Raw genomic sequence first — 14,723 nt, forward strand, 5'->3', positions numbered from 1 at the left:
AAGTTCACGAAAAATATTCAACCATGGCTAGAGCACGAGGCAGCGACGTTAGCGCACTGCGAGGAAATTCTGGAGGGAGCCGGCTGTTGGTCGCCGTTATTCCCGGCTCGTTGTGACGACGTGACGTTGGCGGCGGCGACGTGCGTGAAGGAGCTGGAAACGCTCATCGACAAAAGACCCACTCACGCTCGTTTCCGCGTGTTTGTGCAGTCGTTGTCCGATGACGGTTTCCTAGGGTTCGCCCCTGAGAACGCCCCGCCGAAGTAGGTGCGATGATGACCTGGAAGGGTAAGACCGAAGGTGGTAGGTTTGCGGTGGAACTCCCGGATACTGTGATCAATGCGTTGGATCGTTACTGCCGCGAAGCGGGCTCTTCAGAAACCGGAGGGATCTTAATCGGCCGCCACTCTGCGGACCTATCAGTGGCGACCGTGTACGAAGCGACGCCGCCTCCATCGGATTCTCGGCGAGGTCGTTCGTGGTTCTTGCGAGGCGTGAACGGCCTTCGGGAGATGCTCCATAAGCGTTGGCGGGCAGTGGAGCGCACCCACTACCTTGGCGAGTGGCATTTCCACCCCGTTGCCCATATCGAACCGAGCAGCGACGACTTTGAGCAGATGATCGAGATTAACAATTCCAAGGATTACGACTGTAAAGAGCCGATAATGCTCATCCTCGGTACTGGGGAACGCCAACGGCAGCGGCCGTTCCGTGCGTTCGTCTGTCCTGACGATGGTCCTCCACTGGAGCTGATAGCTATCCCGAACTAGAAGGACGGTAGTACCCCTCAAGTATCTCCCATATCATTCTCAGCCAGGCCGAACTGTTCGCCGAGAAGTGGGCGGCGTAATTGGATGTCCGCCCAAAAGTATCATTGTTGAGCAAATGACGAGTCTGCATGATTCCTCACATGAAGTGTGCGGAGAGCATACGGACTTTGCGAAGGCGGCTGGGACTCTCCCAGAAGGCCGTGGCCATCGAGGCGGACTTAAGACGGCAGACGCTGTCTGGAATTGAATCCGGCCGGATCAACCCCACGAAGGTCGAAGCCGGAAAAATCGCAAAAGCTCTCTCCGTGCACACCCGTGAGGTGCTTGCATGTCTACGGAATCAGCGTTCCCGTATCTGGACCAGCCGGAAGCAGCTGGACCGGAAGAAGAGACGATAGAAGCGGACGAAACGGCCGCGGCCGCTGTGAGGGAACCGGTCAGGCCGTCCAGACCAGTTCCCACCGCGTCCCCGCTCACGCCGGAGGACGAGGAGGTGCTCCGCAAGATCGCCGAATCCCTCGGCGGTAACACTGGTGGCAAGCTGTCCCTTCGCCTCCGGCGGTTCAGAAGGGGCGAGGGTCTGAAAAGCATCCGGGCAATTGCCCTGGAACGCTGGATGTTCGAGGACGGCTTTGATCTCGAAAAGGTGATCGGCGAGCACTATGGCGACGGCAAGTATCACTGGGAAATCCGGAACAGCGGGAAATATTTCAAGTCGGGCGTGTGCGACATCGAGACGTACGGCGCCTTTTCAGGCGACGACGAGGAAGATACGCAAGCTCCAGCGCCCGCCGGGGAACCTGTTCCTGTCGATCTTTCCGGCCTGACGTCCCGGATCAGGAGCGAGCTTCTGGCTGAACTGCGCCCCAGGGAAACGGCCCAGCCGCAGGTGGATATCGCCGGAATGGTCCGGTCGGCTCTCGAACCCGTGATCCGGGTTCTGGAATCGAAGGCGACGGAAAAGCAGTCGGATCCGTCCGTCGCGGCTGTTCTGGGACTTCTTTCCCAGCAGAACCAGACGCTGATGACACTGATTGGCAAGGCACTGGAGACTCCCAGGGTGAATCCGGCGCCAGCGGCGGCCTCAGACCCGATCGATTCGTTTGGGAAGCTGCTAGACATAGCCAAACAGCTCCAGCCGTCCATTTTCCCGATGCCTTCGATGACGGGTGGCAGCGATGACGACGGCTCCGGGGACGATGACGACGAGTTTTTACCGGAATCCCCTGAACCTGTTCCAGCCGCATCTCTCGGCCAGCAGTTCCTGGACACGATCAAGGGTTCGGTTGGCCGGGTAGCTGAACAGTTCGTGCTCACAGGTGAAAAGGCCCTGACCGGCGGCCTTGCGGGTGGTCCTGAAACAGCGGGGCTTTCCGTCGCACCGCCGGCCGCAGCCGTACACCCTGCCCCGTCGGCCCCTCAGAACCCCGCCACGGTAGTCGAGGCCCTCCTGTGCGGCGTCGAGCAGTGCGTGAAAGAAAAGCGCCCTGTGAGTGAATTCCTGACGGCGCTCACCGCCGGAACGACCCCGGAGTTCATGGCATCCGCCCGTCAGCTCACCGTCGAGCAGATCACATCGTTTGGAGCGTCCATCGGACGCCCCGACCTCACCGAGCGGTTCCGCCAGCCCGACGTCCAGAAATACCTCGGCGAGGCCCTGTCGGCCCTCAAGGGAGGTGACGGCAAATGAACATTCCTGAAATCCCGGTCCGGCAGATCCCCTACAACATGTCCCGGGGCATGAAGGGGACGAAGATCACGCTCGCGCACATGGCGCTGGTCATGTGGAAGACGAGCCATTCGACGCGGCTGGCGAGGTTCGCCCGCGACGTGATTTCGCGGGCGAAGATCAGGGAGTACGACCAGCTTGGCGAGATCACGGCGCTCTTCTCATGGGTCCGGCGGAACGTCCGGTATACCCGCGACCCCCAGAACCACGAATGGCTACAAACGCCGCTCGTCACGGTCCTGTTCGGACACGGGGACTGCGACTGCCAGGCGATGCTTCTGGGGACGCTGCTGATGAGCATTGGCTATCCAGTGCGTATCGTCATTGTCGGAAACGCGCCGGACCAGTTCTTTCACGTCTTTCTCGCCGCCCGTTACCGGAAGGACGGACAGGACCAGTGGATTGATCTTGATCCCACGGTGGCTGACGGACTTGGCCTCAAGCGCATCTTCGCCGCACGGCGGGAGTTCGACGTCCTGGAACAGGGTGCACTGAAGGAAACGAGCACAGCCCCAGCCTACGGCCTCGGGAACTTTCTCGGCGACCTGTTCGCCGGGCCGCCGAAGGTGATCTCGATGAAGGTAGGCTCAAAGGAAATCCGTGTGCCTTGGAGTGTCCGGGATATTCCGTATGTCTCGGACGCCGAATGGGACAACTGGTTCCGCCAGCTCAAGGAGACCCTGACTCCGGAGGAGATCCTCCAGGTCGAGGCAGGATTCGACCGGCTGGAGCAGGCAGGGGCGCTTTCGAATAAATCGCCTGAACTCTCCGGCCTCTGGGACAAGGTGAAAAAGGGGCTCAAGAAAGTGGCCGCCCCGCTGGCCGTCGTCGCCGCTCCCATCACCGGCGGCGCGTCGATCGCGGCCCTTGCAGCCTACAAGGGCGGGAAGGCGATGGCGGGGAAGAAGGCCGCCGCGCCCGGCCGGGCTTCCAAGGCGCCGCGCACGCCGAAGGCTCCCAAAGCCAGGGCGGAGGTCAAGGCCGACACCCCGGATGCCATTCCGGCCGTGAAGGCCGAAGCCGGCCGTAACTACCTCCTCATGGGCGGGGGGCTCGCCGCTGCCGGCGGCCTTGCGTACGTCGCCACCCGGGACTCCTGAAAGCGAAAACGTTCACGATGAAGAATTCCCGCCCCGTCACGCTGTCAGTCCGGATCGGCCCCAGGTCGCTGGTGTTTCCATGGTCATCCGGCGCGCTTTCGCAAAAGTCTGACGGCGAGATCGATGACTGGCTCATGCGCCAGAATCTCTCGGCAGGGGAGCTGGGCACGCTGGCAGAGCTGTTCGGAAGGCTTTCGTGTCCGAACGAACTCACGCCGCTTGGCGATCCGAACCTGGGGCGCGTGAGCAAGGTGGCCCAACGGCGGCTCCCGCCGCCGGTGGCAAGGCAATTAAGACAGATCCAGGCGAGCCGGAAGAAACTGATCGCCGAGCGGAAAGCGCTCGCAAAAGCCCGGTCAGCGGCGCAGGCCGCACAATCGGCCGCAGTGACTGCGCCGCCACACGTTTCCCCGTCGCCCGTTTCACTGCCGCCCGCTTCGCCGACTCCGGTTGTTACGGCTGCGCCAGCAGCTGAGCCTCCCAAAAGCCTGGAACCCGTCGTGGAGCCGCTGATTCCGCCGGTGGAAAGACAGGCGACGATAGCACCGGCACAGTCGCCGGTTACCCAGACGGCTTTCGTTCCGGACTATCTGCCGCCGCCAGCCGTGCCGCAGGTCGTCGTGCAGGTTCCGCAGATGGTCCAGGCGTCCCCGGCGGCCACTGCGCCGGAGCCGCCTGGACAGGCAGTTTTTGCGCCGCCGGGCGCCGCCGCTCACGCCGTCCCTTCACCGGCCACGCCGCCAGTGCCCATTGTGCCGGTTCCGGCGGTTTATTCCACTCCAGCATATCGACCGCCGGTTTATCCCTATCCGTTAACAGAAGATGACGGCGCGTGGGACGAGGAGGACTATTCCGGCGACTACGAGGAGTTTGGAAACACGGAGCCGCAAAAGACGGTCTTTGGGGAACTTCTCGCCGGAGCCGGTTTGCTCGGAATGCTCGCCTGGCTGATTGCGAGGAAAACATGATCCGGCTCATCACATCGGCAGTGGGACGTCTGGCCGACACGAAGGCCAGGATCGTGCTGTTGCTCCGGAACCAGTCGGTTCTGGCCCGGCAGACGCAGCGGATCGGGGAGTTTGCCAGACGTCATCCGGAAATCCGCGTGGACTGGCTCGCCTACGGCACCGGGATCAGGGAGCTTGAGAGCAGGATCGACAGGATCATTGCCGACGAGACGGCCCTGAGGACTGACTTGAAAACCTGGATCGACCGCAACTTCGGCTCCGAACCGGCCGTGAAGATCGATCTGGAGCCGCTCGGCATCCGGAACCTCTCTGGCGAGCTTCCCCTGGAGCCGCTTCTCAATCTCGGCGACGGCACCGTCACCTCGCTCGCCGGGCGGATATTCGATCTCCAGAGCCGGGTTCGAACAGCACTGGCTCTCATCGACAGCCTGCAGCACTCGCACGCGGAGACGCTCCGCCGGGTGCGGGAAGTCGTTGCTGGGAAGCCTGAAATCCTCAAGGACCTGGACGGCGTCATCGCCGCCAACGAAGCCGACCGGATCACCGGCATGGGGACCGATCCGGGCATTTATATCCTGTCGGGCCTTGCCGCGTGGTTTTCGTGGAAACTCTACCGCTGGGCCTCGAAGCCGAAAGAGACAAGTGCATGAAGCCGTATCCGGTCATGGAAGAGAAGGCGGAAGTGGTGCGGATGAATCCGGCAGATGCTCTCGCGCCGTCTGCTGCCGCTGACAAAACGCCGGTCTCGCCGCCCCGGAAGGCCGCGAAAACGCGCGTGGGTGCGAACGTCCAGCTCTCGCTCATCGGGCTTCTCAAGGGGCTCGTCTACGTGGACGGATACCACCGGCAGATATCCTACACCCCGAAGCGGGCGGTCCTCGTCTGTCAGGCTCCGAACAGGAAACTTGTCTTTGCCTACGGCGCAAGGCCGTCGAAACTTCCGCACGCGGCCATCTCGTCCGTTGTCCTCTCGAACTTCCAGGAGTTCAACGGCTTCCCGGTCCGCCGGATTCTGGATTCGGTCACGACCCGGAAATATGGCCAGACGAAATACCTCGGCCAGCTCACCGATATCGTCTACTGGTCGGACAAGTGCATTGACCCCGCAAGCTGCCGTTCGGCGGCCGACTATCACCACAGGTTTGAGCCTGAATTTCCCAGGCTTTTCGTCAATCCCGGCGAGCTGCTCCTTCTCGAAGGAGGTTCGTACACCATCACCCGCCGGGGCATCGCCGGCTGAAGCGTAGACGCTTCACCCAGTTGGCTGGCGAAGCCCGGAGAACCAACCACTAATCACCCCTGAAAAGGAAACCCGCCATGCCCAGCAAGAAGTCCCGCAAGAACCCCGCCCCGCTCGTTGGGAGCGTCATTGCCAATCCGGCCCTCTACACCAAGCGCCTCAAGGGAGGCGAGAAGGTCTATTTCAACGTTGGGCAGAACGCGAAGGTCGAGCGGAGCCAGACCCGGCCGCAGTATATCATCGTGACAGCACCACAGGACGCTCCCGGGCGGCCGAAAATGGCGCGCCGCCGCCCCCCGGCACCGCCCCCTCCGGCCCCGGTGCAGCCGGCTCCTGTGACGCCCCGCCCCGCGCAGCCTCGTCCCATGGCCCCACGCCCCGCACCTGGAGCACGGCCCAGGGCAAAGCAATCGAAATCGCACAAAAAGCACCGTCGCCCCAAGCCGCCCTCGCCTGCAACAAGCTACCGTCCGCCGTTCCCGCCCTTTACCCGGCCTTCGGAACAGACGCGCCAGAACCCGCTCTTTGGCGGCGGCGATAGCGGAGCTGGCGAGATGGCGAAAACCGCCGGCGAGGCCTTGATGGTATTCGTGGCCCTGGGGCTCGGCATCCCGCTCGTGAAGCGGGTCCTTTTGAACGTCCTCAGGAAACCCGAGGCGGGGCCGGATGGAAAGCCGACGGTCGTTTCGCACGCCATCCAGGCGGGTCTTGCGGCCATCGCCTTCGGCGCGGCCGGGAAGGCGATAAAGGACTCCACGCTGAAGACTCTCGTCCAGGGAGCAGCCGTGGCGACGGCGGTGGCCCCGGCCGTCAATCAGCTCATCGAAAAGATAAAACCCGGTGCGGGGCTGAGGCTCCTTGGGGATCCGGCCGATTCTGCTCCCATCAGCCTCAATTTCAATGTCGATCCGCTGCCGCTCACCGAAGGCCTTTCGGCTGACCTCCAGGACCTGGATACGAATCCCGCCATCGACCGGATGCTGACGGAAAAGGCCGCCGATCTGGGCGCTCCGCAGGTGGCCCCGGCCGGTGAGCCGCTGTTCCGCGGACTTGGTTCTCCGCAGGTCGCCCCCGCCAGTGAACCCCTTTTTCGCGGTCTAGGAGAAGCCGAAGAAAGGCTTCTTGACCCGGCCGACACCGATCCCGCTGGTCCCACATCCATTGCAGCCAGTGAGCCGCTCCATCTCGGGGCGCTCTACATCAACTGAACCACCCCAACCAAAGGAAACCACAGTCATGAACGACACCGACAATCTCTACGGACAGCTCCACGGCCTCTACGGCGACGAAGGCATGAGGGAGATCGAGCCTGAACTGGGTGCGATGCCCCCGGCCGAGCAGAAGAAGGTCGCCCGGCACCTGGTGCGCCAGGGGCGCCTCATGCGGCTAGCGGCCCGGAAAAGCGTCGCCGACGAGCAGAAGACAAGGCGCATCGGCGGCTTCGACGAGGAAAACGTCATTCGCGACTGGGCGCGCCGCAAGGGAATCCCCTTCGAGCGGCTCAAGATCGAGAACGTCCGGTGGTTCCACCGCCGGTATGTGGACATCGGGACTCCGGCGGGCCTCCAGACGTCGCGCTACGCCTTCTTCAGCGAGGTGCCCAAGCCCGGCGCCCAGGACACGAACTTCGACATGTGGGGCGAGTGGCCGCAGACGACGCTCGTTCTGCTCCGGGGGATCATGAGCCAGGTGCTCATCCACTCGCTCGGCGCGGCGCCGGTCGACCGGTCGGCCAGCGGCTACCTCTCGATGGTGCAGCGGTTTCTGCACCACGCGACGGTCTCCTACAAGGTGGACCAGTCGACGACGGTGACGCAGCTCCTGAAAAACCTGCCCCCGGCGGGCGGAGCCAACGTTGTGAATATCCGCGACGAGTCGAATGGCTATCCGGAGGCGAACAATCTCCGGACATTCAAGCGCCCCGTCGTGATCGAGGGCGGCATCCAGTACCTGATCGAGATGAACGTCGATACCGGCTCGTTCCATAACGGCGGCACGCCGGTCTATACCGACTGCGTCCTCGACACGGTCCTTGAGCTCGATGCCACCTGGATCCGCCAGGCCGGGTAACTGGCATTACAGCGCACCTTCTGGCGAACTGAGAAAAAACCCTCAGGGCTTTACCTCACGTTCGCCACTCCCTCCCTCCTCCTGCCGGACCGGGCAGCGGACGCTCCGCTAGCCGCCCAAGATGGGTGCAGCCTTCGCTGCCCGGTCCGGCCCCTCCTTACCAAGGAAACCGGTCATGGACTTCACGCAGCAGTATCCAAAGTGGTTTGTGGACGAGTTCGAGAGGATCCGTGCGAAGCACGGCGCCCGGAAGATCATCCAGCCCTCGTTCCATCCGGCGGCTTTCACGGACCTTACCGGAACCTTCACGGCGGCGAGCGAGCACAGCACCGTCGTGACGATCCCGCAGAAGGAGATTTTCGTGCTCTTCGGCTTCCGCTACGCCACGACGGACATGGAAAGAATGCTCCAGTACCCGTTCCGGATGAAGGTGAGCGATCCGAGCCGCCAGGAGGCCTTGCTGCCCAGCTACGTCTTCGCGCCGTCGGTCTGCTCGACGGCGGCGTTTTTCTCCCCGCTCATGGTCCCGGTGGAGTTACCTGGCAGTTCGATCCTCAAGATCGACATCAAGATGCCGGAAGGGCTTCCAGGCGGAAACGAATACATCCCGGAGATCGTCCTCTGCGGCGTCTCGCTGCTCGAAGGCCTGCTCTGAAAGGCATTTTCCCTGGTGAAAGTCACCTATCAGACGCTCGACTTCAGCAATCCCTCAGGCTCGCCAAAGCGCCTGACGCGGAAGCTCTATTTCCCGCGTGACAGCGTCATCTGCCGTCTCGTGACCGAGCCGGCCGGGCCGTATTCCGGGGGTGATTTCTTTCAGTTTAAGGAAGTGACGATCGGCGGGAAACCGGCGCTGACGCAACCTGCGGCTGGCTTAAGGATGCTGATGCCCGGCGCCGGCAATACGCCCATACACCTGCCGGTCAAGGGCGGCTATTCGCTCGAAATCACGTCGGACGTTCCGGGGCTGACGAAGGTGCAGATATATCTTGCCTGGCGGGACGCCGGTCTTGAAGAGGACTTCAGCCACGAGACGTTCTTCTACGTCGGCGAGTTCGTCGATATCTATGCCATCGAAGGGATGACGCGGTTTGTCTTCCAGCGGGACTACCGGTGGGACGGTCTCAGCTATCTGGTCGGCGGCGAGGACGGCACGAAGGCCTGGAAATCGGCCCGGTATCCCCATGCGATGGAACCCGGCATAAGGTCCGGAGGGGTATTTGCCAGCGCGGGCCATTTCCCCTCCGTCGCGCTCCCCATGCGGCTTTCCTGCCCTCCCGAGGAGTGGCGCACACCCTTCATGCAGGAAGCAAGTTTCGCCTCGCACCTGTCGTTCGGAAAGTTTCCCGTCCCGATCTTCACAAAGGCCGGGGTGGCGATCGATGGCAGGTTCGGTTTGCTCAACTTTTCCCTTTTCGACTTCCCCCACACCCTCGTCACCGTCGGGGAACATTTGACGGGAAGAATTTGAGATCATGAAAAGCCCACTGGTGATCTTTGGCGATGTGACCGGCGGAAGGTTCAAACATATTCCGTTCGGGACCCTCTGGAAGCTGCTCCGCGCCATCGATACGGAAATACTTACCGGCTACGCCTATGCCGACCTTCAGGACCATAGCCGCACGCAGCTTCTGGACTTCGCCGTCCCGGTCGATTGCCACCTTTTCTGCCACGAGATCGAGCTGGATATCGCCTGCCGCGCCGGCCGGGCCGTGCGGATCGACCTTTTCGCCGGCGAGGAGCAACTGCTGCCGGCCCGCTCGGCCTTTATTGGCGGCACTGGCATCCTGGGGATGCACGCGCTCGGGCCGGAAAAACTCTCGCTCAAGGTTCGCCGGATGCTGGCGCCGGGGACCAGGCTGAGGATTTTCGGGACCCCTTTCCCGCCCTATCGCCTGAGGTTCGGTGACACTCCACTGACGCCGCAGGGGAGTTTGCCCCAGTACGACGTCTATAATGCCGACGATCCGGTACTTGGGTCGCTATCGACGCCGTTTGAGATCCTCGACTGGTCGCCCGGCACGCCCATACCCGCCGGCTGGCCTTTACCGCCGCTGGAGCAGCGGGTCTATTTCAAGGGCAAGGGCCGGATCACGTTTTTTGCGAACCTCACCCTGTCGGCACCGGACCCTGGCGTCATCACGGCTGTCCAGGCCTACAGTCCGGACTTCCCCTACGAAAGCGTCATTAACGAAACCGTCATTGGCACGAACGTCAATCCCTGGACGAAGTCCGAACGAATGCTGACGGTGACGCCCCGGATGGAGCTTGCCGAGTATGCCTTCCGCGTTCATGGCGGCACGGGCTCCAGCCTCAACAATCTCAAAGTCTACTGCATTTTCCAGGAAGCGCCCCTGAACTGGGAAAACAGCGTCGTCATCAATGCCCGCATCCGCGGCACCCGCATCCCCCGCGACATCTTCAGGACCTTCGGCGAGCTATGAACAACCAGTATGACCACCTGATACGCCAGTTCGCCACGCGGCCGGACTTCCCGCCCCATTTTGTCAAGGGAATGATCCACGTGGAAAGCGCCTTCAGGGCGGACGCAAGGGGCCCGGGCGGCGAACTGGGTCTGATGCAGTTTCTCGCATCCACGGCGAAAACGCTCGGCGTGGATCACGCGTCGCTCGTGAATCCCGAGGCGGCCATCAGGGCCGGAACCCGCTACATAGCCCAGATCATCGACAAGTACGTGACGCCGAACCTTAAGGTCCCCATTCATCCGCAGCTCAGGATCAGGTTCGTGCAGTTTGCCTACAACGCCGGCCCTTTGTTCACGGTGAGGCTCCTGAAGCGCTTCGGGGCAGATGCCGCCACCCTGTCCAGTCCCGGCTCCTTCAATCGCATGGTTGACACGCTGAAGGGCGATCCGGATGTACTGCGGCTCCAGAAGCTCACCAGGGAGGCCGATTTTCTGGCCGCCCGGAAGAAGGTCGTGGAGCGGTATCAGTACTGGGCCGGGCAGTATGCGAAAGACTTCGGCACAAACCCCGGCGCGAACCCACCGGCAGCCGTCCAGGCCTCCATGCCCCTCATCCCGCTCGCCATCGTGGGAGCCGCCTATCTCATCTGGAAACGGAAATGACCCCCATGACGGACCTGCTCGAAATCCTGAACTCCAAGGTGGCCGTCGGCCTCTTTTCTGGCCTCTTTTCGATCCTGGGCGTGCTGGTCGGAAGCTACGTGCGCAGCTTCACCGACGAGCGCATCGAGCAGAAACTGAAGCCGCTGCTCGAACGTTTGTGGCAGATCGAATCGAAGATCGCCGAAATACTCCGCGACGTGGTCGAAATACGAAAAGGCCAGGAAACAATGGACGATCACCGCCGCCGGATCGAACGCCTCGAGAACCGCTCCATGTCGTCAAACGGCAATCATCGCCCATAGGAGGTAACCATGCCGGTCGTCATCAGTTTCAAGACCGCCGCCCTGAATCCGGACCTCGCAAAAATCGACAGCCGCATCAAAGCGCTCATCTTCGAGGCGGCGGACTGGCTCGCCCGCCTGAATCTTTCCCTTACCATCACCTGTTTGCTCAGGGACCGGGCGACGCAGGAGGCCATTTTTCAGAAAGCCCGAAGCATCGGCGCCAGGGAACCCATTCGCTCGCCGCACGAGGACGGCCGGGCGGTGGATATTTCCATTAAAGGGTTTTCCGAAGAGATTATCACCGGGCTTGTGGATCACCTGAATGAAACTTTCCCCTACGAGGGAAACCGTCTTTATAAAACGGCCATCCGCCATGACGTGGGACAAGGCGACCACATCCATATCCAGGTGGCCCCGCCTGCGGGCCGCTGGGGAGTCGCTGCGTGAGTCTGGGCGGTTTTTACATGCTGCCCGGCGAGTCCGGGCCATCTGGACCGTCTGGACGTATGCCGGAAAGTCTTGAGCTTTCCGGCCTTACCGACTGGCTCACTTCGCCGGTCGAGCAGACGAAAAGGCTTATATCCGAGCGGGCCGCCCAGAAGGCCAGGGAAGAGATACAGAAGAAGGAAAACGAGAAGGCCGAGTGGGAACGGACCGGGCAGCCGTGGTCGAAGAAGGCAGACACTCTTCTCACGGCCGCCAAATGGGGCGTCATTACCATCCCCCTCGGTATCGTCGCCGTGTCTTTAATGCCGCTTTTCAGGGGTGCTGGTACAGCACTTGGCGGAACCGGCGCGGCCCTCTCTGGCATCGGAGCCGCCACGAAGGAAAGTGCGGCTTCGGTGCAGGCGGCAAGAGAGTCCTTAACCCGCCGGAACCCGGCCAGTGTCCGGTACAGTGAAAAGTGGACGCTCCTCCGGCGGCTCGGAGACCGCTACTGGCAGCTCGCCGGCTCGCACCCGGGCAAAAGCCGGCAGCGGGAGTTTTTCCTTGGTGTGTCGGAAGGGATCCACGAGGCCTCCGAACTCGCCCGGACAGAAAATGCGCGCCGTTATCTCCGCCGCCGGGCATCGCCGAAGCTGAAAAGCCTTGCGAGGGGCCGTCTCGTGGCGGCCCGCCAGGGCAACAGCCTCCTCCGGAGCCGTCTGGACGGACGCCACCGCGGCCTTCTCGTCGCCACGGCATTTCTTGCCGACCCTCAAGCGTCGTTCCCGGTCTTTGGCTGATGCCACGGACCGTCATCCCCTCAACCACCACCAAAAGGAGTGTTTGCAAACATGGAAACCATCAAACCCGGCCTCAAGACATCCGAGGGCAGGCTCACGCTGATCGCCATCCTCGTGCCCATCCTGATGCCGGTCGTGAAGGCGATTTTCGGCAAGTTCGGCCTCCACCTCGACGTCGATGCCAGTACGGTGAGCACGGCGCTGCTCGCCAACGCCGGAGTGACCGGGGCCTATGCCGCCGGCCGCTCCTACGTGAAGGCCACGGCGATGAAGGTGCTGGAGTAGTCAGAAAAGACGCGCTGCGGAGTAACCGATGCTCTGGGAACTTAACAGACTGACAAACGTGCGGCTCGGGCCTTCGAAGGTCTGGGTCTCGCCGGTTCATCGCATAAATTCCCTGATGATCCAGAGCTTCGGAACGGGAGCGGATTTCGATCAGTACAACTCCGGGCAGGTGGCCCTGGAAGGGACGAACTGGTCCTGGGCCGAGGCCGGTTTTGCCAGCGAGGCCGCCTGGAAAGCTTCACAAGCTCCGCAGCGCGTCTGGCTTCCAATCGATATACCGTCCGGTACCCCGTGGGTATTTGATGGAACGCCGGCAAAGCTTGCCTGCTATCTCGACCGTCTGCCGAGGTTCATACGCCTGAGGGAAACCGGCACGCTCACCGCAGGTAATTTCATCGACCTCGCCATCCACGCGAGGCTCTTTGGCGACCGGTGAGACCGGCGAGATGGGATTCCCCGGCAATGGCGCTGAAAACACCGGCGGGCGAATCCTCGTTCACCGGGAAACGCAAATAAGCTGGTCCACGGGGACCGGCACAAACACAGGGCCCGACGGCTCGATCGACTGGGTGAAAACAAGTGGCCTCTACCGCCTCGTCTTCCACTGCGCCGTCATGCAGGCCACAGGCACCCACAACGCCATCACGATCCGGGTCCAGACCGGCCAGCCGCTCGTGGCCACCAATCGCCTCACAGGAGTCCGGCGGACGGTCGCCGCCGCAGGTGCGGCGTTCATGACCTGGACCAGGGGAGCGGCAGTTGTTCAGGGCGACTTTGCGGCCTTCGAGAGCGGAGATATCCAGATGTACGCGGACGAATTTCTCCTGACCCAGCGGCTTGGCGGCGGAACGGCCTTTGCTTTCCGCGCCGTCTCGACCGGCGGTTCGGGCTCCGGAATCGGAAACAGTTCTGGCTGGTGGCTTTTGCCGGTATAAGAAACATGGGATTCCCTGGAACATCCGAAAATGCGGACGGCGGTGCGCCGGAACTGGACCTGGAAGAGGCCGGCGAGGCCGTGACGGTCGACTGGACGCTTTCCCATAAACAGGCCGTCACGGCCGGTGTCGATACGGTCTTTTCGTTCATTGCGCCACCAGCTGCCGGATCCGATCTCACGCTCCGCATCCGGCGCGGCGCCACTTCTCCCACGGCGCTCTATTTCCCCTCAAGCTGCCGGTGGCCGGGAGGTTTTTCACCCGTTTTCGACTTTTCCGGTCCGGACAATATCCAGCTCGTCCGCATCTACTACGACGGAGTGAGCTATCACTGCCGGACGGTTGCGGGTTTAAAAAAACTCCCGCCCGGGGTGAACCTCGCCGGCTATAGCGAGACGCGGATATCGTTTGGCTATCCGTCGCTTTCATTGAATGCCGGAACCGGCCCAAGCCGCATCGCCTTTCTCGTCTTCAACGAGGTTTATAACACCTTCCTCGGCCCTGTGGGCAGCATCAGTTTCGCCGGGCAGCCCATGACAAGGCTCGTTCCGCCGTCGGACGACTACCGGGGGCTCCAGGTCTTTTTTCAGGTAAACCCTCCATCAGGCCTCGGTTTCTTCACCTTCACCGGTTTCAGTACGGCTGGATACCTCCTCCAGGCGTTTGTCCTGACCGGCTTAAACCAGGCGAATCCCGTGGAAACCGACGACAGCCGGGTGGTGGCTGACGACTATGCCAATCCTTTCCACATCGGGACCATCCCGCCCTCATCCGGTTCTGACCGGTTTTTCCTGAACATCGCTTCCAGTTTCAACGGCGCCTACGGCGGTCCCTACAGTCCCGTCGATGGCCAGACGGTGAAAATCTTCGAGCAGGCTTTCCCGGGCCCCGAGCATTACCGCCGGCAGATTTGCGGCCTTCTGGGCCCCATCAATCCTCCCGGCTACCGCGAGACCGTCTGGCAGGGCTTAAGCGGCTTCGGAACCCGCATCGAGCGCCGGATTCTCCTGAACCCGGCCTGAACGGCC

General features: G+C 62.2%; 21 protein-coding genes. All 21 read left to right on the forward strand.

The features are described from left to right. A partial coding sequence (locus KIT79_15315; GenBank protein ID MCW5830675.1) for a ThiF family adenylyltransferase occupies nucleotides 1-267 on the forward strand: 267 nt, incomplete at its 5' end. 5 nt (nucleotides 268-272) lie between these two features. Further along, entirely contained in the window at nucleotides 273-770 is a 498-nt protein-coding gene (locus tag KIT79_15320) for a Mov34/MPN/PAD-1 family protein (protein ID MCW5830676.1), read from the forward strand. A gap of 140 nt (nucleotides 771-910) precedes the next feature. Then, entirely contained in the window at nucleotides 911-1,168 is a 258-nt protein-coding gene (locus tag KIT79_15325; GenBank protein ID MCW5830677.1) for a helix-turn-helix transcriptional regulator, read from the forward strand. Beyond that, nucleotides 1,099-2,460 (forward strand): hypothetical protein, encoded by a 1,362-nt coding sequence (locus KIT79_15330; protein MCW5830678.1) that lies wholly within the window; start codon nucleotides 1,099-1,101, stop codon nucleotides 2,458-2,460. Before KIT79_15325 ends, KIT79_15330 begins: the two co-directional genes overlap by 70 nt. After that, nucleotides 2,457-3,599 (forward strand): transglutaminase domain-containing protein, encoded by a 1,143-nt coding sequence (locus KIT79_15335; GenBank protein ID MCW5830679.1) that lies wholly within the window; start codon nucleotides 2,457-2,459, stop codon nucleotides 3,597-3,599. Before KIT79_15330 ends, KIT79_15335 begins: the two co-directional genes overlap by 4 nt. Nucleotides 3,600-3,616: 17 nt before the next feature. Then, on the forward strand, nucleotides 3,617-4,567 hold the full coding sequence (locus KIT79_15340; protein ID MCW5830680.1) for a hypothetical protein: 951 nt from the start codon (nucleotides 3,617-3,619) through the stop codon (nucleotides 4,565-4,567). Continuing rightward, complete coding sequence (locus KIT79_15345) at nucleotides 4,564-5,217, forward strand: hypothetical protein (protein ID MCW5830681.1); 654 nt, start codon at nucleotides 4,564-4,566, stop codon at nucleotides 5,215-5,217. Before KIT79_15340 ends, KIT79_15345 begins: the two co-directional genes overlap by 4 nt. Next, a complete protein-coding gene (locus KIT79_15350; GenBank protein ID MCW5830682.1) occupies nucleotides 5,214-5,807 on the forward strand; it encodes a hypothetical protein in 594 nt (197 codons plus the stop codon). Before KIT79_15345 ends, KIT79_15350 begins: the two co-directional genes overlap by 4 nt. A 77-nt stretch (nucleotides 5,808-5,884) precedes the next feature. Further along, a complete protein-coding gene (locus KIT79_15355) occupies nucleotides 5,885-7,015 on the forward strand; it encodes a hypothetical protein (GenBank protein ID MCW5830683.1) in 1,131 nt (376 codons plus the stop codon). Nucleotides 7,016-7,043: 28 nt separating this feature from the next. Beyond that, entirely contained in the window at nucleotides 7,044-7,877 is an 834-nt protein-coding gene (locus KIT79_15360) for a hypothetical protein (GenBank protein ID MCW5830684.1), read from the forward strand. Between the two features lie 175 nt (nucleotides 7,878-8,052). Further along, nucleotides 8,053-8,532, forward strand: a complete 480-nt coding sequence (locus KIT79_15365; protein MCW5830685.1) for a hypothetical protein — start codon at nucleotides 8,053-8,055, stop codon at nucleotides 8,530-8,532. A gap of 15 nt (nucleotides 8,533-8,547) precedes the next feature. Beyond that, on the forward strand, nucleotides 8,548-9,348 hold the full coding sequence (locus tag KIT79_15370; protein ID MCW5830686.1) for a hypothetical protein: 801 nt from the start codon (nucleotides 8,548-8,550) through the stop codon (nucleotides 9,346-9,348). 4 nt (nucleotides 9,349-9,352) lie between these two features. Then, the gene (locus KIT79_15375) at nucleotides 9,353-10,321 is read left to right on the forward strand and encodes a hypothetical protein (GenBank protein ID MCW5830687.1); all 969 of its coding nucleotides are present in this window, start codon (nucleotides 9,353-9,355) and stop codon (nucleotides 10,319-10,321) included. Continuing rightward, entirely contained in the window at nucleotides 10,318-10,965 is a 648-nt protein-coding gene (locus KIT79_15380; protein MCW5830688.1) for a lytic transglycosylase domain-containing protein, read from the forward strand. Before KIT79_15375 ends, KIT79_15380 begins: the two co-directional genes overlap by 4 nt. Continuing rightward, nucleotides 10,962-11,267, forward strand: a complete 306-nt coding sequence (locus KIT79_15385) for a hypothetical protein (GenBank protein ID MCW5830689.1) — start codon at nucleotides 10,962-10,964, stop codon at nucleotides 11,265-11,267. Before KIT79_15380 ends, KIT79_15385 begins: the two co-directional genes overlap by 4 nt. A 9-nt stretch (nucleotides 11,268-11,276) precedes the next feature. Further along, on the forward strand, nucleotides 11,277-11,696 hold the full coding sequence (locus KIT79_15390) for a hypothetical protein (protein ID MCW5830690.1): 420 nt from the start codon (nucleotides 11,277-11,279) through the stop codon (nucleotides 11,694-11,696). 59 nt (nucleotides 11,697-11,755) lie between these two features. Continuing rightward, entirely contained in the window at nucleotides 11,756-12,475 is a 720-nt protein-coding gene (locus KIT79_15395; protein ID MCW5830691.1) for a hypothetical protein, read from the forward strand. Between the two features lie 51 nt (nucleotides 12,476-12,526). After that, entirely contained in the window at nucleotides 12,527-12,760 is a 234-nt protein-coding gene (locus KIT79_15400) for a hypothetical protein (GenBank protein MCW5830692.1), read from the forward strand. A gap of 115 nt (nucleotides 12,761-12,875) precedes the next feature. After that, the gene (locus KIT79_15405; protein MCW5830693.1) at nucleotides 12,876-13,196 is read left to right on the forward strand and encodes a hypothetical protein; all 321 of its coding nucleotides are present in this window, start codon (nucleotides 12,876-12,878) and stop codon (nucleotides 13,194-13,196) included. Then, nucleotides 13,183-13,695 carry a hypothetical protein gene (locus KIT79_15410; GenBank protein MCW5830694.1) on the forward strand — a complete coding sequence of 171 codons (513 nt, stop codon included), beginning with the start codon at nucleotides 13,183-13,185 and terminating at the stop codon, nucleotides 13,693-13,695. The genes KIT79_15405 and KIT79_15410 overlap by 14 nt, the downstream gene beginning before the upstream one ends. Nucleotides 13,696-13,700: 5 nt before the next feature. Continuing rightward, nucleotides 13,701-14,717 (forward strand): hypothetical protein, encoded by a 1,017-nt coding sequence (locus KIT79_15415; GenBank protein ID MCW5830695.1) that lies wholly within the window; start codon nucleotides 13,701-13,703, stop codon nucleotides 14,715-14,717. The last annotated feature ends 6 nt before the right edge of the window (nucleotides 14,718-14,723 follow it).

Source organism: Deltaproteobacteria bacterium (genome assembly GCA_026129095.1).
Lineage (GTDB): Bacteria > JAGRBM01 > JAGRBM01 > JAGRBM01 > JAHCIT01 > JAHCIT01.